Origin of the sequence: Curtobacterium sp. PsM8 (assembly GCF_030433875.1) — a bacterium.
Classification (GTDB): domain Bacteria; phylum Actinomycetota; class Actinomycetes; order Actinomycetales; family Microbacteriaceae; genus Curtobacterium.
Genome location: NZ_JARUXD010000010.1, coordinates 57,895 through 74,216, shown reverse-complemented (window position 1 = coordinate 74,216; position 16,322 = coordinate 57,895). Strand labels below are relative to the sequence as shown.

General features: G+C 71.8%; 19 protein-coding genes. 9 read left to right on the top strand and 10 right to left on the bottom strand.

Going from position 1 to position 16,322, the window contains the following annotated elements:
• Positions 1 to 70: 70 nt before the first annotated feature.
• From aroQ to QCD68_RS03995, 3 genes are read right to left on the bottom strand one after another with little or no spacing between them, the layout of a single operon-like run.
• Positions 71 to 754 carry a gamma subclass chorismate mutase AroQ gene (gene aroQ / locus QCD68_RS04005; protein WP_301222107.1) on the bottom strand — a complete coding sequence of 228 codons (684 nt, stop codon included), beginning with the start codon at positions 752 to 754 and terminating at the stop codon, positions 71 to 73.
• Positions 751 to 1,026, bottom strand: a complete 276-nt coding sequence (locus tag QCD68_RS04000) for a hypothetical protein (protein ID WP_221849065.1) — start codon at positions 1,024 to 1,026, stop codon at positions 751 to 753. Before QCD68_RS04000 ends, aroQ begins: the two co-directional genes overlap by 4 nt.
• A gap of 7 nt (positions 1,027 to 1,033) precedes the next feature.
• Positions 1,034 to 2,686 (bottom strand): glycoside hydrolase domain-containing protein, encoded by a 1,653-nt coding sequence (locus QCD68_RS03995; protein WP_301222106.1) that lies wholly within the window; start codon positions 2,684 to 2,686, stop codon positions 1,034 to 1,036.
• Between the two features lie 214 nt (positions 2,687 to 2,900).
• Here QCD68_RS03995 and QCD68_RS03990 point away from each other — a divergent pair, with 214 nt between their 5' ends.
• Complete coding sequence (locus QCD68_RS03990) at positions 2,901 to 3,614, top strand: TetR family transcriptional regulator (protein ID WP_301222105.1); 714 nt, start codon at positions 2,901 to 2,903, stop codon at positions 3,612 to 3,614.
• 39 nt (positions 3,615 to 3,653) lie between these two features.
• Here the strand turns inward: QCD68_RS03990 and QCD68_RS03985 are convergent, their stop codons facing one another.
• From QCD68_RS03985 to QCD68_RS03975, 3 genes are all read right to left on the bottom strand, one after another.
• On the bottom strand, positions 3,654 to 3,860 hold the full coding sequence (locus QCD68_RS03985; protein WP_111075399.1) for a hypothetical protein: 207 nt from the start codon (positions 3,858 to 3,860) through the stop codon (positions 3,654 to 3,656).
• A 145-nt stretch (positions 3,861 to 4,005) separates the two neighbouring features.
• Positions 4,006 to 5,031: a helix-turn-helix transcriptional regulator gene (locus QCD68_RS03980; RefSeq protein WP_301222104.1), complete on the bottom strand. Its 1,026-nt coding sequence runs from the start codon at positions 5,029 to 5,031 to the stop codon at positions 4,006 to 4,008.
• A gap of 96 nt (positions 5,032 to 5,127) precedes the next feature.
• Positions 5,128 to 6,177, bottom strand: a complete 1,050-nt coding sequence (locus QCD68_RS03975; RefSeq protein WP_301222103.1) for a LacI family DNA-binding transcriptional regulator — start codon at positions 6,175 to 6,177, stop codon at positions 5,128 to 5,130.
• Between the two features lie 197 nt (positions 6,178 to 6,374).
• On the opposite strand from QCD68_RS03975, the gene QCD68_RS03970 reads away from it, so the two are divergent.
• The 7 genes from QCD68_RS03970 to QCD68_RS03940 all read left to right on the top strand — a co-directional run bounded on the left by QCD68_RS03970 (position 6,375) and on the right by QCD68_RS03940 (position 12,554).
• Positions 6,375 to 7,277 carry a polysaccharide deacetylase family protein gene (locus QCD68_RS03970; protein ID WP_253466074.1) on the top strand — a complete coding sequence of 301 codons (903 nt, stop codon included), beginning with the start codon at positions 6,375 to 6,377 and terminating at the stop codon, positions 7,275 to 7,277.
• Positions 7,277 to 7,651: a hypothetical protein gene (locus tag QCD68_RS03965; RefSeq protein WP_301222102.1), complete on the top strand. Its 375-nt coding sequence runs from the start codon at positions 7,277 to 7,279 to the stop codon at positions 7,649 to 7,651. The genes QCD68_RS03970 and QCD68_RS03965 overlap by 1 nt, the downstream gene beginning before the upstream one ends.
• Positions 7,648 to 8,709: an asparaginase gene (locus QCD68_RS03960; RefSeq protein ID WP_301222101.1), complete on the top strand. Its 1,062-nt coding sequence runs from the start codon at positions 7,648 to 7,650 to the stop codon at positions 8,707 to 8,709. The genes QCD68_RS03965 and QCD68_RS03960 overlap by 4 nt, the downstream gene beginning before the upstream one ends.
• Positions 8,710 to 8,776: 67 nt before the next feature.
• On the top strand, positions 8,777 to 10,126 hold the full coding sequence (locus QCD68_RS03955; protein ID WP_301222100.1) for an MFS transporter: 1,350 nt from the start codon (positions 8,777 to 8,779) through the stop codon (positions 10,124 to 10,126).
• Positions 10,123 to 10,920 (top strand): SDR family NAD(P)-dependent oxidoreductase, encoded by a 798-nt coding sequence (locus tag QCD68_RS03950; RefSeq protein WP_301222099.1) that lies wholly within the window; start codon positions 10,123 to 10,125, stop codon positions 10,918 to 10,920. The genes QCD68_RS03955 and QCD68_RS03950 overlap by 4 nt, the downstream gene beginning before the upstream one ends.
• Complete coding sequence (locus tag QCD68_RS03945; RefSeq protein WP_301222098.1) at positions 10,920 to 11,666, top strand: SDR family NAD(P)-dependent oxidoreductase; 747 nt, start codon at positions 10,920 to 10,922, stop codon at positions 11,664 to 11,666. Before QCD68_RS03950 ends, QCD68_RS03945 begins: the two co-directional genes overlap by 1 nt.
• A 24-nt stretch (positions 11,667 to 11,690) precedes the next feature.
• Positions 11,691 to 12,554, top strand: a complete 864-nt coding sequence (locus QCD68_RS03940; RefSeq protein ID WP_301222097.1) for an NAD-dependent epimerase/dehydratase family protein — start codon at positions 11,691 to 11,693, stop codon at positions 12,552 to 12,554.
• A gap of 54 nt (positions 12,555 to 12,608) precedes the next feature.
• Here QCD68_RS03940 and QCD68_RS03935 read toward each other — a convergent pair whose 3' ends face one another.
• The 4 genes from QCD68_RS03935 to QCD68_RS03920 form a co-directional block, all read right to left on the bottom strand.
• Positions 12,609 to 12,788 carry a hypothetical protein gene (locus tag QCD68_RS03935; protein WP_301222096.1) on the bottom strand — a complete coding sequence of 60 codons (180 nt, stop codon included), beginning with the start codon at positions 12,786 to 12,788 and terminating at the stop codon, positions 12,609 to 12,611.
• Positions 12,789 to 12,831: 43 nt separating this feature from the next.
• Positions 12,832 to 13,392, bottom strand: a complete 561-nt coding sequence (locus QCD68_RS03930) for a M23 family metallopeptidase (protein WP_301222109.1) — start codon at positions 13,390 to 13,392, stop codon at positions 12,832 to 12,834.
• Between the two features lie 309 nt (positions 13,393 to 13,701).
• Positions 13,702 to 14,676 carry a DNA-3-methyladenine glycosylase family protein gene (locus QCD68_RS03925; protein ID WP_301222095.1) on the bottom strand — a complete coding sequence of 325 codons (975 nt, stop codon included), beginning with the start codon at positions 14,674 to 14,676 and terminating at the stop codon, positions 13,702 to 13,704.
• Positions 14,677 to 14,748: 72 nt separating this feature from the next.
• Positions 14,749 to 14,964 carry a hypothetical protein gene (locus tag QCD68_RS03920; protein ID WP_301222094.1) on the bottom strand — a complete coding sequence of 72 codons (216 nt, stop codon included), beginning with the start codon at positions 14,962 to 14,964 and terminating at the stop codon, positions 14,749 to 14,751.
• Between the two features lie 190 nt (positions 14,965 to 15,154).
• Between QCD68_RS03920 and QCD68_RS03915 the strand changes: the two genes are divergently transcribed.
• Positions 15,155 to 16,183, top strand: coding sequence for a 6-phosphofructokinase (locus QCD68_RS03915; protein ID WP_301222093.1), 1,029 nt, complete (start codon positions 15,155 to 15,157; stop codon positions 16,181 to 16,183).
• Positions 16,184 to 16,322 lie beyond the last annotated feature (139 nt).

Below are 16,322 nucleotides of genomic sequence, written 5' to 3'. Positions count from 1 at the left end.
CCCACACCCCCCGCCCGCCACCCCCCCGGCCGGGAGGCTCGGCTCGTCACCGCCCCGCGGCAGCCGTCGGTCAGGCGGTGCAGAACCCGGCGAGCGCGTCGCGGATGCCCTTGCGGTGCAGCGAGTCGAGGCCCGCCGACAGGCGCTTCCGCTCGGCGACCACGAGGTGCGCGCACTGCGGGCTGCCGGCGGTCGCCTGGGCGGCGCCGATCGCCGCGACCAGGTCGGTGTCGATCGCGTCGAGCTGCGGGCGGATCGTCGCCAGGTCCGGCGCGGTCGTCGGAGCGGTGGCGGGGTGGTGCGTCCACGACGTGATGAGGCCGCGCTGGACGACCTTGCTCGCCGCGATCTGCGACCGGACCACCCGGGTGACGAGGTCCGGGTCGACGCCCTGCTGTCGGGCGAGGGACACGGCCTCGTCGACGACCGCCTGCTCGCGCACCGGGTCGGCGATCGGCTTGCCGCTCAGCCACTTCGACTGCGCCACCGGGTCGGCGAGCAGCAGACGGCGGAGCACCAGGGAGCCGACCGCGTCGAGGTGTGTGGAGTCCGTCTGGTCCGCGGCGGCGACCTGCTGCTCGGACGTGGTCGTCGACGCACTCGTCATCGTGGCGGCGCTGGCGGGCGTCGCGGCGAGCACCGCGAGGACGCCGATCGACGCCACCAGGGCGACGGCCAGCACGACGACCACGGCACGTTGGGTGCGGCTGCGACGGTTGGTGCCCAGCGGGCTCGGGGGCGTGATGGTGTTCATGGGGTCTGGCCTCTCCTGGGGCGGCGGCGGACGCGCCGGACGATGGTGTCGATGAGCGGACGGATGATCTCTTCGTGGAAGGGGTAGGCGTCGACGTGGTCACCGTCGTGGCTGCACCAGCAGTCGACGCGCACCATCTCCTGGAAGTCGGCGAAGACGTAGAGCACCTGGTGTGGGACCGCGGACGACTGCGACGGGCCGGTCGGCGGGCCGACGGGCGGGACCGCGGGCGGTCGGTCCTCGGGCGGGACCGGGGCGGGTGGGATCCGCATGGCCGTGTCAGTGTCCACGCAGGTGCGCGGCCGGCACGCCGGGGTCCCGGCCGGACACCACGACGGCGTCGATCTCGGTGGCCGAGCCCCCCGAGCCGATCGTGCGTCCCTGGATCTGGTTGAACGACCAGTTGGACGGCAGCGGCTGGAGCTGGTTGCCGGTCCACCCGGTGGACAGCCCGCCGACGAACGAGAAGTGCGCGAGTCCGGCGTGGCTGACGGCGGAGCAGGTGGCGCGGGAGCCGTACACACCGGCCTTGTGGACGTTCCCGCGGTCCCGGAGGCCCGTGGCCACGCCCCGGAAGTACGGGAGCACCGCGTCGTCGATCTGGGCCGTGCTGGCATCGAGGTCGACGGCGAAGTACAGCGTCGTCTGCTTCGGGATCCCGAGGTGCTTCGCGGCGTCCTGGGCGCGGTGCGCGTCGACGATCCCCTGCGCGAAGGTGAACCAGGACGCCTCGTCGCCACCCTCCTCGAAGATCGGCCACAGCCCGAGTCCGGCGTCGCCGATCGCCCGCAGCTCCTCGGCCGTCAGCGCCTTGTCACGAGCACCGGAGACCTGCGAGTTCGTCAGGTAACGCCCGACCACCCGGACGTCGGCGGCGGCCAGCGCCGCGGCCCGGGGGGCGTCGAGCTTCGTGGCCATGTCGGCACCGGTCGTCGCGCGGCCGGCGTCGCCACTGCTCGCGGCCAGCGCGGCCCATGTGCAGAAGTCGCACGTGCCGGTCTGCTCTGCGACCGGGAACGCCTGGAACTGCTGGAACGCGCGGACCACGTCGGCGTCCGCCGCCGTGAAGACGTCGTCGAAGGGGACCCGTTCGCGGTTGAGCACCAGCAGCGCCGTCACCAGTTGGACCCACGGCCCGCTCGCGCCGACGCCGACGACGCTGGCGGACGCGGCGCGCAGACCGGCTGCGGTGCCCGGCCCCCACACCCCGTCGACCGACGCGGACCCGGACGCGATCTGGATCGCCCGGACGGCAGCGGACGCGGTGCTCGTGTCGACCAGGCCGCTCGTGCTGCCGTACGCTCCGCCGTCCGCCTCGGCGTACGTGCGGTTGAGGTACTGCTGGACGGAGCGGATGGTGGACGAGCCATCGGTGGCGAGCCGGATCAGGTCGGTGGTCAGCAGCGCACCGTACAGGTGGGGGGAGAGCGTCGGGACGCCGAGGGCCACACCGAGTTCGGTCCGGAGCTCCTGCACCGCGGCGACGGTCGGGGCGTCCCACGTGCCGGTCGTCGCCACGGTCGGGAAGCCCTTGCAGACGAGCCCGGCCTGGGCCAGCTTCCGCCAGGTCTCGGCGTCGGGTCCGACCTCGTGGCCGACGTCCCCGTGCTGCTCGAGACCCTTCCTGGTGGCCGGTCCCACCGTCGGCACGACGGGCGTGATGCCCAGGAGGGACTGGGTCGCCTGGGCGAGACCGGTGACGGTCCCGGCTCCGGTCTGGCCGTCCTCGGTGACGTGCACCCAGCCGGCGACGTGGCCGAAGGTCGTGTTGAGCCACTTCTGGACGGCGAGGACGCCGGGGTCGGACGCGGTGGTCGCCGCGGACGTGGCGGTCGTGGTCGTCGCCGCTTCGGCGGGGGCGGCCAGGACGGCCGAGGCGATCGGGACGGAGGCGGCGATGCCGAGGAGCGCAGTGCGGCGGGAGATCTGCACGGTGTGCCTTCCAGGTCGACGGAGCCGCAGGGCGCGCGGGCGCGACGCTGCAACTGAGGTGGGTGACAACCTGGCGTCCGAACACGGGAAAGTGCCGAGTTCCACCAGACGATCGTCTGATGAACTGCTCAGTCGGCCCTGACCTGCGACAGTGGTACCGGGCTCGTAGTATCGAGCGGCACGAACCACCCGGGATCGTCGGGCGAGGAGCAGCATGAACCAACGCCAGGCCGCGAAGGCCCGCACACGCCAGCAGATCGTCGAGGCAGCCGCTGCCGAGTTCGCCGAGCACGGCTACGACGGCACCTCGTTCGCGAGCGTCGCCGCCGCGATGAACCGTCCGAAGTCGGCCGTCGGGTACCACCTGTTCCCGTCGAAGCTCGACCTCGCCGCGGCCGTCGTCGAGCAGCAGCAGGCGCGCTGGCTCGAGATGGCGGCGCGGACGACCGAGCCCGCGGGCCTCGCGAACCTGGTGACGATGCTGCTGTCCGCGTGCCTCGACGCACTGCGGTGCCCGGTCGCCGCCGGGGCGATCCGGGTCAGCCAGGAGCTCGGCGAGGCCGGGCAGCCGCTCCCCCGGGCCTTCACGTGGCGGGGGTACACGCTGGAGCACTTCGCCGTCGCCCGAGGACTGGACGTCGACGATCCGGAGGCCGTCCGCGCCGCCGACCTGGTGATCTCGTCGACCTTCGGCGTCCTGCGCACCCGGGCGAGCTCGCGCACGGTGGAGGCCACCGAACTCCAGCTCCGGGACCTCTGGTCGGCGCTCTTCACCGGTATCGGGATCGCCGACGCGGACGCGGTCGTCCGCAGCGTGACGCCGGTGTCGGTCGCGGAGCCGGTGGACCCGGCACTGGTCGAGGCGCCGGTGACGAGCACGGCTGCGGCGGGCGACGCGGCCGCCGAAGGTGGTGCGTCGACCGCCTGATCTGCGCACGACGAGGACCGTTGGTACCGGCCTGCTGAGCTAGGGGTGTTGCGGCCCGGTCCCCCACGCGGCCCAGGCGTCGAGCTGTGCCTGCGCGTTGCCGAGGGAGTTGTGCGATCCGTGGACCGTGCCGTCCGTGGAGTGCAACTCGAACCCCTGGCCCTGGTCGATCGTGCCGACGACGACCCCGTCGCGGCGGGCAGTCCAGTGCCCACCCGCGTCGTTCCGCCATGTGATGGCCTGCATACGATCCACGAGCGCCGACTTCCTGTTGCGCCGCTCACCGGGACCGACAACCGATCCTGACGGTAGGCCCACCACATGTGTGGTCGGACATCTGGACGTGGGTGGGATCCGGCGGCGGGTGCGTCCGGGTCTCGTCGGCGCTCCGTCAGCGTCGCAGTGTGGTGTGCGGGTACTCGCCGAACGCCACCCGGTAGGCCGCCGAGAACCGACCGAGGTGCTCGAACCCCCACCGCTGGGCGACCTCGCGGACGCTCGAGGTCCCCGGTCCGGCGTGCTGGAGGTCCAGCCGGACCCGATGCAGGCGGATGTGCTGCAGGTAATGGAGCGGTGACCGACCGATCGAGTGCTGGAAGGCCTCCTGGGTGGCCCGGACGCTGAAGCCCGCCGCCAGGGCGATGTCCGCGACCCGGAGCGGCTCGGTGATGTGTTCGTGGATGTACTCGACCGCGGCACGGAGTCGCTCGCGCCGTGGCAGGAACACCGAGGCGGGCAACGCGACCGCTCGCGGCGGGTACATCCGCAGGAACGCCACGACGACGGCCCGCGACAGGGCGGCCCGGAGCAGGGCACCGCTCCTGCCGCCGTCCCTGCCGCTGGGACCTTCCCGGAGTTCACGCGAGAGCAGGTGCAGGCTGCTGCGCCACCGCGCGACCGCTGCGGGGTCGAGTGGGTGCAGGTGGTCGATCCCGAGATCGCTGACCGGACCCGTGTGGAACAGTTCGTCCGCGACCTCGTGGACCAGTCGGCGGGACATGTGCACGAGGCGCTGGTCGTGGTCGGCGTACTCGACGACGAACTCGCGCGCCGTCGGGAACAGCATCGGGACGTCCAGGACCACCGGGACGCGGTCCTGCAGCACGTCGGGATTGCCCGCCCCGGTTGTCAGCCACTGCACGATGTAGTCGTCCGTCGGCGGGACCGTGCCGCGGAGCCCGCCGGAGAACTGCAACCGCCGCAGCGTCACGTCACCGTCTCCCACGGCGCTGTAGCGGTACGAGAACGGCCGATCGGTCGTCACGACCGCCCAGTCGTGGCCCGAGTAGAAGGCGCTCAGTTCGGCCGCCGCCGTCTCGGGGTCCGATCCGACCGCCTCGATGCGGACGTCGTGCCAGGCGGCGTGCGTGTCGAGCGTCGGCTGGTGCAGAGGTCCGTCGTCGACGGTGGCCATCATGCCCCTCAGGAGTGCATCGATGTTCGACTTCGTGGCACGATCCGGACGGACGACGCGTCGGTGTCGACGCGACGTCGACATGAGCATACGTCGTCGTCAGTGCGCCGGGGCCGCCGTCGAGGACCGCACCACGAGCGACACCGGCAGGACCGCCCCGTCCACCGCGCCGCCGCCGATCGCGGCGAGCAACCGTTCGACGACCACGGCCCCCATCGTCGCCCGCGGGGAGTGCACGGTCGTGAGCGGTGTGGGGAGCTGCGCCACCACCGCGATGTCGTTGTACCCGACGATCGACAGGTCCTCGGGGACGCGCAGGCCGCGCTGGCGGGAAGCACCCATCACGCCGATGGCCGCGGTGTCGTTGACGGCGAAGACGGCGGTGGGTGGGTCGGCGAGCGAGAGCAGGGTGTGCGCCCCGACCACGCCGCCCTCGACCTCGAAGTCGGTGTGGACGACGAGCGCTTCGTCGACCGGCAGGTCCCGCTGCTCGTGCGCCAGCCGGAAGCCGGCGACCCGCTCCACCGCGGTGCTGGCGTGGCGCGGACCGGCCACGACACCGATGCGCCGGTGTCCCAGGGCGAGCAGGTGCTCGGTGGCGAGCCGGCCGCCCTCGACGTCGTCGGCGACCACGGCGGGCAGCCAGTCGCCGGGGTGCCGGTTCGTCGCGATGATCGGCACCGACAGGTTGGTCAGCCGCGGGATCTGCGACGACAGGTGCAGGGAGCTGACGATGAGGCCGTCGACCCGGCGTGAGAGCAGGAAGTCGACGGCTTCGAGCTGCGCGCCCATCTCGTCGGGCGGGGTCGTGAGCAGCAGCTGGTAGCCGGCGGCACGGGCAGCCGACTCGACGGCCTGGCAGATCGACGCGATGACGGTGTCGGCGAGCCGCGGCATGACGACGCCGATGGTGTTCGACCGCCGGGTGCGCAACGACGAGGCGAGCCGGTTGGGGCGGTAGCCGAGCTCCGCTGCCGCTGCGATCACGCGCTGGGCCGGAGCACTCCAGCCCCGGGCCGGCTCGGTCTGTCGCAGCACCCGCGACGCGGTCGAGACGTGCACCCCGGCGCGCCCCGCGATCGCCTGGAGGTTGACCTCGCCGCGACGACCCGGGGGCTCGTGCCCGACCTGATCGTCCGTGCTGCCCATCCGCTCAGTGTAAGTGACACATCGTCGCGCCAGCGCCGCAGCGAACGGTTGCAACCGTGCACGCACCGTCCCGGTTGCCGATCTGGCGAAACACGTTCGTTACGTCCGCCGACGCTGACGGAAACAGTCGGATGGCACGCTCTCACCAGTTGCAAACGATTGCACATCTTGCAGAGCAGACGAGAGACGGGTGCCCCATGGTGAAAGAGATCTTCGTGTCCTTCGGCGTCGACATCGACGCCGTCGCGGGCTGGCTCGGTTCCTACGGCGGAGCCGACTCGCCGTCGGACATCCAGCGCGGGATCTACGCCGGCCGCACCGGCGTGCCCCGGCTGCAGCGCGTGTTCGACCGTGCCGACATCAAGGCGACGTGGTTCATCCCCGGCCACTCGCTCGAGACCTTCCCCGAGCAGTGCCAGGCCCTGTTCGACGCCGGGCACGAGATCGGCGCCCACGGGTACAGCCACGAGAACCCGGTCGCGATGACGGAGGCGCAGGAAGACGCCGTCATGGAGCGCTCGGTCGAACTCATCACCCGGCTCACCGGCACCCAGCCGACCGGCTACGTCGCCCCGTGGTGGGAGCTGAGCGCCTACACGCCGACGCTGCTGGAGAAGTTCGGGTTCAGCTACGACCACAGCCAGCAGCACAAGGACTTCGTCCCGTACTACTCGATCGTCGGCGACTCGTGGACGCCGATCGACTACGCCCAGGACCCGCACACCTGGATGACGCCGCTGGTGCACGGCCACGAGATCGACCTCGTCGAGATCGCCGCGAACTGGTACGTCGACGACCTGCCGCCGATGATGTTCATCAAGTCGAGCCCGAACAGCCACGGCTTCGTCAACCCCCGCGACGTCGAGCAGATGTGGAAGGACCAGTTCGACTGGGTGTACCGCGAGCTCGACTACGCCGTGTTCCCGATCACGATCCACCCCGACGTGTCCGGGCGACCGCAGGTGCTGCTCATGATCGAACGGCTCATCGAGTACATCGGCGGACACGAGGGCGTCCGGTTCGTCACCATGAACGAGATCGCCGACGACTTCCGCGTCCGCTTCCCCTTCGCCCGCCCCGAGCGTCCGCGCGAGTACTGATGTGCGGCGCGTGCGGCAGCGCCGGCGGGACGCGTGACGGGTACGCCCGTGGTGTCGAGGACTCGCCGGCAGCACGCAAGCGGGCGCAACTGGCGCTGGTCGCCTGGGGTGCCCGCCTGTTCGCCCCGGAACACGTGCGGGTGCACGAGGCGCCCGGGACCGTCCGGGTGCTCGTCGTCGGACCGACCGGTCAGGGTGTCCTCGCGCAGGGTGTCGACGGGGTGCTGGACGCGGTCGACCGGGTCGGGCCGGGGACCACCGACTGGACCGTCGTGGCGGAGCGGCTGCGTGCCTCCCGTCCGGACGACGACGCCGACTGGACGTACCGGAGCCTCGCGCAAGCGGTGGCCCGACGGCGGGAGCCGGCGCTGTGATCGGCACCACGCTGCCGACGGTGACCTACCTGGCCCTCGGCGGGACCATCGCGAGCGTCACGAGCGGAGGCACCGGAGACACGGGAGGCCCCGCTCACCGGCCCGGTGCGGTCCCGCGACTCGACGCCCACGACCTGCTCGCCGGCGTGCCCGCGATCGCACAGACCGCCCGGGTCGACGCACACCAGCTCACCCTGGTCCCCTCGCCGTCCCTGGGGTTCGCCGACGTGCAGAGCGCCCTCCGAGCCGCACGGCGAGCCGTCGCGACCGGCGCATCGGGTGTCGTCGTCTCGCAGGGCACCGACACCATCGAGGAGACCGCCTACCTGCTCGACCTCGGCTGGGACCGCCCGGAACCGCTCGTGGTCACCGGCGCCATGCGCCACGCGTCCGCTCCCGGCGCGGACGGGCCGGCGAACCTGCTGGCAGCGATGCGCGTGGCCGCGGAACCGGCCGCACGGGGGCGCGGCGTGCTCGTCGTGCTCGACGACGAGGTCCACGCCGCCAGCACGGTCCGGAAGGCGCACACGTCCTCGACCGGGGCGTTCGCCTCCCCCGGGACCGGGCCACTCGGCTGGGTCGCGGAGGGGCTGCCCGTCTTCCACGCACCCGCACAGCAGGCACCCGCCGTCACCGACCACGTCGCCCCGCTGCCGCCGGTCGCCCTGCACCGCGTCAGCCTCGACGACGACGGACGCGTCCTCGAGGCGCTCGGGGACCTCGGCTACCGCGGCGCGGTCATCGAGGGCTTCGGCGGCGGGCACGTCTCGGAACGCACCCTCGACGCCGTCCGCACGCTGGCCCGGCGGATGCCGGTCGTCATGGCGTCGCGGACCGGCGCCGGGCCCACCCTCGCGGCGACCTACGGCTTCCGCGGCGGCGAGATCGACCTGCTCGCCGCCGGACTCGTCCCCGCCGGGTACCTGGACGGGCTCAAGTCCCGTCTGCTGCTCGCCGTGTTGCTCGCCGTCGACGCTCCGCAGGACCGGGTGCACGCGGAGTTCCGCGCGCGCGGCCGGGGCTCCTCCCGCAGCGCCGTTCCTGATCCCCGTTCCTGATCCACGGCCGGAACCACCACGCACGGCCCACCCGATCCGCCAGCACCGCAGCATCGAGAGGAAGACCATGTCCACCACGACCATCCGCGAGCCGGAGGACGTCCAGCTCGACACCGGGACGTTCCCGGCCATCGGCGCCGCCGAGACCAAACGGGGCGCGACCCTGGCCTTCTTCGCCTGGACCCTCGCCGTCTACGACTTCATCATGTTCGGCACGCTCCTGCCCCGGATCGCCGAGGACTTCGGGTGGAACCAGCAGACCGCGCTGCTGGCCAACACCCTCGTCAGCGTCGGGGTCTTCGTCGTCGTCATCCTGGTCGGGCTGTTCGTCGACCGGCTCGGTCGCCGCCGCGGCATGATGGTCACGATCGGAGGCGCGGCGCTGTCGTCCCTGCTGACGGCGGCCTCGACCGGGGTCGCCTCGCTCGTCGGCTTCCGCGCGCTGAGCGGGTTCGGCATGGCGGAGCAGTCCGTCAACTCCACCTACCTCAACGAGGTCTTCGCCCTCACCGAGATCGAGGGCATCAGGAAGCGCCGCGGCTTCTTCTACAGCCTGGTGCAGACCGGGTGGCCGATCGGTGCCCTCCTGGCCGCCGCGTTCATCGCCGGGATCAACGGGCTGTTCGGACCCGACTCGTGGCGGATCGCGTTCCTCGTCGCCACCGTCCCCGCGCTGTTCGTGCTGTTCCTGCGCAAGGGCATCAAGGAGACCCCGCAGCACCGTCTCAACACGTACCTGCGGCAGCTCCGGAAGTCCGGTCGCGCCGACGAGGCGAGCCGGATCGCGGCCCGCTTCGGGGTCGTCGAGGACGAGCGACCGTCACTGCGGGCGATCTTCGGCAAGCGTTACGCCCGCAACACCGTCGTGCTGTCGATCGCGTGGATCGTGAACTACTTCGGCATCACCACGACGAGCGTGCTCGGCACCACGATGCTCGAGGACGTGAAGGGCGTCGACACGAGCATGTCGCTGCTGATCATCGTGCTCTCCAACGTCGTCGGCGCCGCCGGGTACCTGTTCCACGGTTGGCTCGGGGACGTCATCGGCCGCAAGACCACCATCGTCGGCGGCTGGCTGCTCGCCGGGGTGTGCTGGACCCTGTTCGTCCTCGGCCCGGACGACTTCGGGTACGTCCTGATCACGTACATGCTGACGCTGTTCTTCCTGCTCGGCCCCTACGCCTCCCTGCTGTTCCTGCAGGCGGAGTGCTTCGACTCCAGCTGCCGCGCCACCGGTTCGGCGTTCGTCACCGCCATGGGCCAGCCGGGATCGATCATCGGGTCCGCCGTGCTCACCGCACTCGTCGCCGGCAACGTCGGTCTCGGACCGGCGGCCGTCATCGTGGGCGCCGGCGGCATGGTCCTCTCCGGGCTGATCATGCTCGCGACCAAGCGCGTGGCGGTGATCGAGCATTGAGCACGCCCACTCCGGAGGCCGTGTACTCCGAGTTCGCCGGACGGGTCGCCGTCATCACCGGCGCCGCGAGCGGGATCGGCGCAGCACTCGCCGTCCAGCTCGCCGAGCACGGGGCCGACATCGTCATCCCGGTGTTCGCCGGTGACCCGCACGACCCCTCGGTCGTCGTCGCAGCCGTCGAGGCGGCCGGAGGTCGAGCGCTGACCGTCCCCGCCGACGTCCGCCGCACCGAGGACGTCGACGCCGTGTTCCAGGCGGCGCTCGACCGATGGGGCCGTGTCGACCACGTCGTCGCCGGCGCCGGCGTGCTCCGGCGGCAGCCGCTCGACACCATGACCGACACCGCCTGGGACGACATGGTGCAGGTCGACCTCAACGGCGTGATGCGCACCCTCCGCGCCGGCGCGCGCCACCTCGGCGCCGGCGGGTCGATGGTGGCGGTCTCCTCGATCGCGGGCGGCGTCTACGGCTGGGTCGCGCACAGCCACTACGCCGCGTGCAAGGCGGCGGTGATCGGGCTGGCCCGGAGCGCCGCCGCCGAACTGGCGCCGCGCGGGATCCGCGTGAACACCGTCATCCCCGGTCTGATCGAGACACCGCAGTCGACGGACGCGACGAACTCGCTCGGAGCGGCGGGCCTCCAGGCAGCGGGCGCCCGCATCCCGTGGGGTCGTGTCGGGACCGCGGCGGAGGCGGCGGCCGTGATCCGCTTCCTGCTCAGCCGTGAGGCGCGGTACGTCACCGGACAGGAGCTCGTCGTGGACGGCGGGATGACCATCCTGATGGCCGACTGATGCGCGGCGACGTGTTCGACCTCGACGGAGCCACCGCGCTCGTCACCGGTGGCGCGAGCGGCATCGGGCTCGCGATCGTCGAGGCCTTCGTCGCCGCTGGTGCACAGGTCGCCGTCGCCGACCGCGACGTCGATGCCCTCGAAGCGGTCGCCCGGCGGCTGGACGTCCTGACCGTCGTCCTGGACGTCTCGGACGAGGCGGACGTCGAGGCCGTCGTCGCGACCGTCGATGCGGAACTCGACGGCATCGACGTCCTCGTCAACGCCGCCGGTGTCCTCTCCCAGACGCCGCTCGAGGAGCTGTCCACCGCGGACTGGAACCGGATCGTCGCCGTCGACCTCACCGGTGTGTTCCTGATGATGCGCGCGGTCGGTCGTCTGATGCTCCGCGACGGCGGCGGACGCATCATCAACCTCGCCTCACAACTGGCGATCAAGGGCGGGTCCGAGGTCGCGCACTACGCAGCCGCGAAGGCCGGCGTCATCGCGCTGACCAAGAGCGCGGCGATCGAGTGGAGCGGGCGGGGTGTCCTCGTCAACGCGATCGCACCCGGCCCGGTCGTGTCGCCGATGACCGACCGGATGACGCCGCAGTGGCGGGCCGACAAGGCAGCCGAGCTCCCCATCGGGCGGTTCGGTGTCCCGCACGAGGTCGCCCCGACGGCCCTGCTGCTCGCTTCCTCGCCAGCGGGCGACCTGTACACCGGGCAGACGCTCGGACCCAACTCCGGCGATGTGATGCCGTGACCGCATCCGTGGGAAGGTCGACAGATGTCAGCACACCAGACCGTCGTCATCGCCGGCTGCGGCGACCTCGGCACCGAGGCCGCCCTCCGCTTCGCCGACCTCGGGTACCGCGTCGTTGGCCTCCGTCGCCGCGCTGAACTCCTGCCGGTGCCGATCGAGGGCCGGAGCACCGACCTCCGGAGCCACGTCCCCGAGATCGACCCCGACACCGCGATCGTCGTCGTCGCCCTGGCCGCGGGCAGCCGCGACCCGGACGAGTACCGCGCCACCTACGTCGACGGCCTGCGGAACGTGCTCGACGGCATCGACCGATCGGGGGCGAGCCCGCGGGTCGTCGTCGTGTCCTCGACCGCCGTGTACGACGTGTCCGACGGCAGCGAGGTCACCGAACAGACCCCGGCGACCGGCGGCACCCCGACGGCGAGGGTCCTGGTCGAGGCCGAAGCGCTGCTCCGGGAACGGGCCGCCGGCGCGGTGCTGCTCCGCCTGTCGGGCATCTACGGCCCCGGCCGCGAGCGGCTGATCGACCAGGTGCGCTCCGGCAGCGCCCGGCTCGCTCCGGCCGACGCGTCGTCGCCGCACACGAACCGCATCCACCGCGACGACGCCGCCGCCGCGATCGTGCACCTCGCGACGCTGGACGACCCGGCGCCGACGTACCTCGGGACGGACGACGAGCCGGTCCGGCTCGACGACGTGCTGCGGTTCCTCGCCGACGAACTCGGTCTGCCGACACCGGAGCACGGCCCGGCATCGGACCGGCAGGCGGGTGGTGACAAGCGCCTGTCGAACGCGCTGCTCCGCTCGACGGGCTTCGCGTTCCGCTACCCGACCTTCCGCGAGGGCTACCGCGCGGTGCTGGCCGGCGAGGGCACCCACCACCCCTGACTCAGGACGGGAGGTCCGTGGCGGCATCGCCACGGACCTCCCGTCCCCTGCCAGTCAGGCGGACGTGCCCTGGAGTGCGATGGCCTTCCAGACGTCGAACTGCCGGTCGTTCCCGACGAGCGGGTCCCCCCAGACCTTCAGTGCGGCCTGGAGTTCTTCCTGGTTCTTGAGGCCGCGGAAGTAGCCGGGCCCGACGACGGCGATACCCCGATTGGTGGACTGGATGAGCTTCATTGTCTTCTCCCCTTGATGGTTCGTGGTCGTGTCGGTGTGTCGATCAGGCAGCCGTGGTGCCACTGAGCGCGATGGATTTCCAGAGGTCGAACTCGCGGTCGTTGCCCTCGAACGGCTGACCGGCGAGCGCAAGTCCGCAGGCCTCGAACTCCGCGGTCGGCAGGGCGCGGAAGTACCCGGCGCCGATGATCGCAGCCCCGCGTCCGGGGGACTTGATGAGCGCGAAGTCATCGTCACGCGGAGCTTCCGGTGCGCTCGAGTCATCGGACTTCGGCGCACTCAAGATGAACGACGGGTCGATGAAACCACCGGACGTGGAGATACCGAGGTGCAGGTGAGGGCCGCTCGACGTCCCAGTCGATCCCACCTTGCCGATGTACTGCCCGGCAGAAACGGTCGCACCGACACGGACCGCGATCGAGCTCTGGTGCCCGTACCAACTCGTGTAGCCGTCAGCGTGCTGGATCCGGGTGAGGTTCCCGAAGCCCTCCCAGTTCGTGAGGACGCCAGCGGTGATCACGGTTCCTGCCGCAACCGCATGGATCGGCACGCCGAGGCCAGCCGCGAAGTCGATCCCCTCATGGTTCGAACTCCCGCCCTCCACCGGTACGGGACGCGGTCCGAATCCACTCGACACCGGGTACTCGCTGTCGAACGGGTACCGCCAGGCGACGGCTGCGCGAGCAGGTGCAGCCCCCAAACCGACACCACCGAGCGCAGCGACACCGGCAGCAGCGCCGGCGAGTGCAAGTACCTGCCGCCTGGTCGGTCCTGTGACGTGGTCTTCGCTGTCCACGTTTCCCCTCTCCGGGGACGACCCCTTCGCCCCCGTGGGCGACGGTAGCGGCGACCGTGGACCGTCCGGAAGTCGGCAAGAGGACCGACATATCTGTCCCCTTGCTCAGGAAAGAGGTCAGTGGTAGCGGTGGTCCTGGATCGTCATCCGCGGCCCGAAGGTCGGCTTCCGGAAGCCCGAGCCCGCGATCAACCGCACGACCCGCTCCCGGTGCCCCCGCCAGGGTTCGAGCAGCTCGAGCATCCCGTCGTCGTCGACCGGTCCGCCGGTGAGCGCCCACCCGACGAGGGCGGGCACGTGGTAGTCCCCGACGCTCGGCGAATCCGGATCGCCATGCGCCCGTTGCGCCGTCTCGGCAGCGGTCCACGGCCCGACGCCCGGGATCGACTGCAGCCGGCTCGCGACGAGTTCGCCGCCGCGGCCCAGGGTCAGCGTCCGCTCGAGCGCCGGCGCGACCTGCACGACGCGCATCACCGTCGCCGACCGTCCGGGCTCGATGCCGGCCTTGTGCCACTCCCAGCTCGGGATCCGCGCCCAGGTGTCAGCGTCCGGCGGGACGACCATGCCCGCCGGAGCCGGTCCGGGAGCGGGCGTGCCGAAGCGCTGCACGAGGTACCGCCACGCCCGCCAGGCCTGGCGGGAGGTCACCTTCTGCTCCATGATCGCCGGCACGAGCATCGCGACGACGGTGTTCGTCCGCAGCAGCCGTAACCCCGGCTGACGGTGTCGAGCCTGGGCGAGGAAGGCATGTGCGGACACGTCGAGCTCGGTCCAGTCGTCCCCGCGGCCGACCAGGTCCGGTCCGTGCGCGACCGCCCACGACGCTCCGGCACCCCAGGCACTGATCGCGACGGTGTCACCGACGGGGCGCACGAGCACCGACGAAGGCCCGTCAGGCGTCCGGAGCGCGAGCCACACGTCGGAGCCGACCACCCGGTGGGCCGGGTCGCCGGAGCCGCGCGACAGGGGCCGCAGCGTCGCGACCACGTCCACCGGGCCTCCCGGCCGGTACACGGTGTCCACGCGACCCGCACCGTCGTCCGCGCCGGGACGGACCGCCGGAGCGGCGGCGACGGGACGGACGGAGGGCATGCAGGGATGGTAAGCGCCGGTACGGACACTTCCCGACCGAGGAGCAGTCGGGTCAGCGCCGCAACGCTCGGTTCAGCACCATGGCCGTCGACGCCGAGCGCGGATCACCACGCCCAGGGCGGTGCCGGCACCGGCTGATGTCAGCCCCAGGACCACGGCTCCCAGGACCTGGTTCGGCGTCCCCGCAGTCGCCGTCGCGACGGTCGCACCGATCAGGACGAGGGCGAGCGCGAGCGCCGACGCGAACGGAACGCTCCGGAAGCCCTTCGCAGTTCGTGTCGACGTCATGGTGGTCCTCCTCCATCTGGTAGCCGCGTCATTGCGGCTACTGTCCGGTAAAACTACACATTCCGAAACGGATGCGGTGTCGCCACGAGGGATCGGAGAAGTCCACAGATCCCGACGCGCACGACCACACCGAGCCTGCATCGGCCATGATGATGGGCACGTCCCTCCGGACCCGACCACGGGAGTCACCATGCGCATCGGCATCCTCACCTCCGGCGGCGACTGCCCCGGCCTCAACGCGGTCATCCGCGCCATCGTGCTCAAGGGCATCGCCATCCACGGCCACGAGTTCGTCGGCTTCCGCGACGGCTGGCGGGGTGTTGTCGAGGGCGACATCGTGCCGCTCGGCCGCAAGGACATCCAGGGCATCGCGAAGCAGGGCGGGACGATCCTCGGCACCAGCCGGACGAACCCCTTCGAGGGTCCGAACGGCGGCGTCGACAACATCACGAAGACGCTGGAGCGGCACGGCATCGACGCCGTCGTCGCGATCGGCGGCGAGGGCACCCTGGCCGCCGCGAAGCGCCTCACCGACGCCGGCCTGCAGATCGTCGGCGTGCCGAAGACGGTCGACAACGACCTGGGCGCCACCGACTACACGTTCGGGTTCGACACCGCCGTGGCGATCGCGACCGAGGCGATGGACCGCCTCCGCACCACCGGCGAGTCCCACTCCCGCTGCATGGTCGCCGAGGTGATGGGCCGCCACGTCGGTTGGATCGCCCTGCACTCGGGCATGGCGGCGGGCGCGCACGCGATCCTCATCCCCGAACAGAAGACGTCGCTGGCGCAGATCGGCGAGTGGGTGCAGGCCGCCTACGACCGCGGACGCGCACCCCTGGTCGTGGTCGCCGAGGGCTTCGTCCCCGACCACGAGGACACCGCCCACACCGAGCGCGGCCTGGACGCGTTCGGCCGGCCGCGCCTGGGTGGCATCGGCGAGCGCCTCGCCCCGCTCATCGAGGAGATGACCGGCATCGAGACCCGCGCGACGACGCTGGGGCACATCCAGCGCGGTGGCACCCCGACGGCGTACGACCGGGTGCTGTCGACCCGGCTCGGGTTGGCGGCGATCGACGCGGTCGTCGAGGAGCGCTGGGGCCGGATGGTCGCGCTGAAGGGGACGGAGATCGTGCACGTCTCGTTCGCGGACGCGCTCGGCGAGCTGAAGACCGTGCCGCAGGACCGGTACGACGAGGCCGCCATCATGTTCGGCTGATCGCGGGCCGTCCGCGGGCGCGGTTCGCGCTCAGCGACACTGCTCGGGCGAGCGGGCGCGAACGGTGTCGCTGAGCGCGAACCGTCGGGCACGCATCAGGCCCGCACCCGACCGGGAGGCCCGGGGTAGCGTCGCGCGC

What these genes read in the sequence shown, in the direction of transcription:
- QCD68_RS03980 (WP_301222104.1), bottom strand. Translation starts at nt 5,031, where the DNA reads ATGATGGCCACCGTCGACGACGGACCTCTGCACCAGCCGACGCTCGAC.
- QCD68_RS03940 (WP_301222097.1), top strand. Translation starts at nt 11,691, where the DNA reads ATGTCAGCACACCAGACCGTCGTCATCGCCGGCTGCGGCGACCTCGGC.
- QCD68_RS03935 (WP_301222096.1), bottom strand. Translation starts at nt 12,788, where the DNA reads ATGAAGCTCATCCAGTCCACCAATCGGGGTATCGCCGTCGTCGGGCCC.
- QCD68_RS03955 (WP_301222100.1), top strand. Translation starts at nt 8,777, where the DNA reads ATGTCCACCACGACCATCCGCGAGCCGGAGGACGTCCAGCTCGACACC.
- QCD68_RS03975 (WP_301222103.1), bottom strand. Translation starts at nt 6,177, where the DNA reads ATGGGCAGCACGGACGATCAGGTCGGGCACGAGCCCCCGGGTCGTCGC.
- QCD68_RS03990 (WP_301222105.1), top strand. Translation starts at nt 2,901, where the DNA reads ATGAACCAACGCCAGGCCGCGAAGGCCCGCACACGCCAGCAGATCGTC.
- QCD68_RS04000 (WP_221849065.1), bottom strand. Translation starts at nt 1,026, where the DNA reads ATGCGGATCCCACCCGCCCCGGTCCCGCCCGAGGACCGACCGCCCGCG.
- QCD68_RS03925 (WP_301222095.1), bottom strand. Translation starts at nt 14,676, where the DNA reads ATGCCCTCCGTCCGTCCCGTCGCCGCCGCTCCGGCGGTCCGTCCCGGC.
- QCD68_RS03915 (WP_301222093.1), top strand. Translation starts at nt 15,155, where the DNA reads ATGCGCATCGGCATCCTCACCTCCGGCGGCGACTGCCCCGGCCTCAAC.
- aroQ (WP_301222107.1), bottom strand. Translation starts at nt 754, where the DNA reads ATGAACACCATCACGCCCCCGAGCCCGCTGGGCACCAACCGTCGCAGC.
- QCD68_RS03965 (WP_301222102.1), top strand. Translation starts at nt 7,277, where the DNA reads ATGTGCGGCGCGTGCGGCAGCGCCGGCGGGACGCGTGACGGGTACGCC.
- QCD68_RS03945 (WP_301222098.1), top strand. Translation starts at nt 10,920, where the DNA reads ATGCGCGGCGACGTGTTCGACCTCGACGGAGCCACCGCGCTCGTCACC.
- QCD68_RS03985 (WP_111075399.1), bottom strand. Translation starts at nt 3,860, where the DNA reads ATGCAGGCCATCACATGGCGGAACGACGCGGGTGGGCACTGGACTGCC.
- QCD68_RS03970 (WP_253466074.1), top strand. Translation starts at nt 6,375, where the DNA reads ATGGTGAAAGAGATCTTCGTGTCCTTCGGCGTCGACATCGACGCCGTC.
- QCD68_RS03920 (WP_301222094.1), bottom strand. Translation starts at nt 14,964, where the DNA reads ATGACGTCGACACGAACTGCGAAGGGCTTCCGGAGCGTTCCGTTCGCG.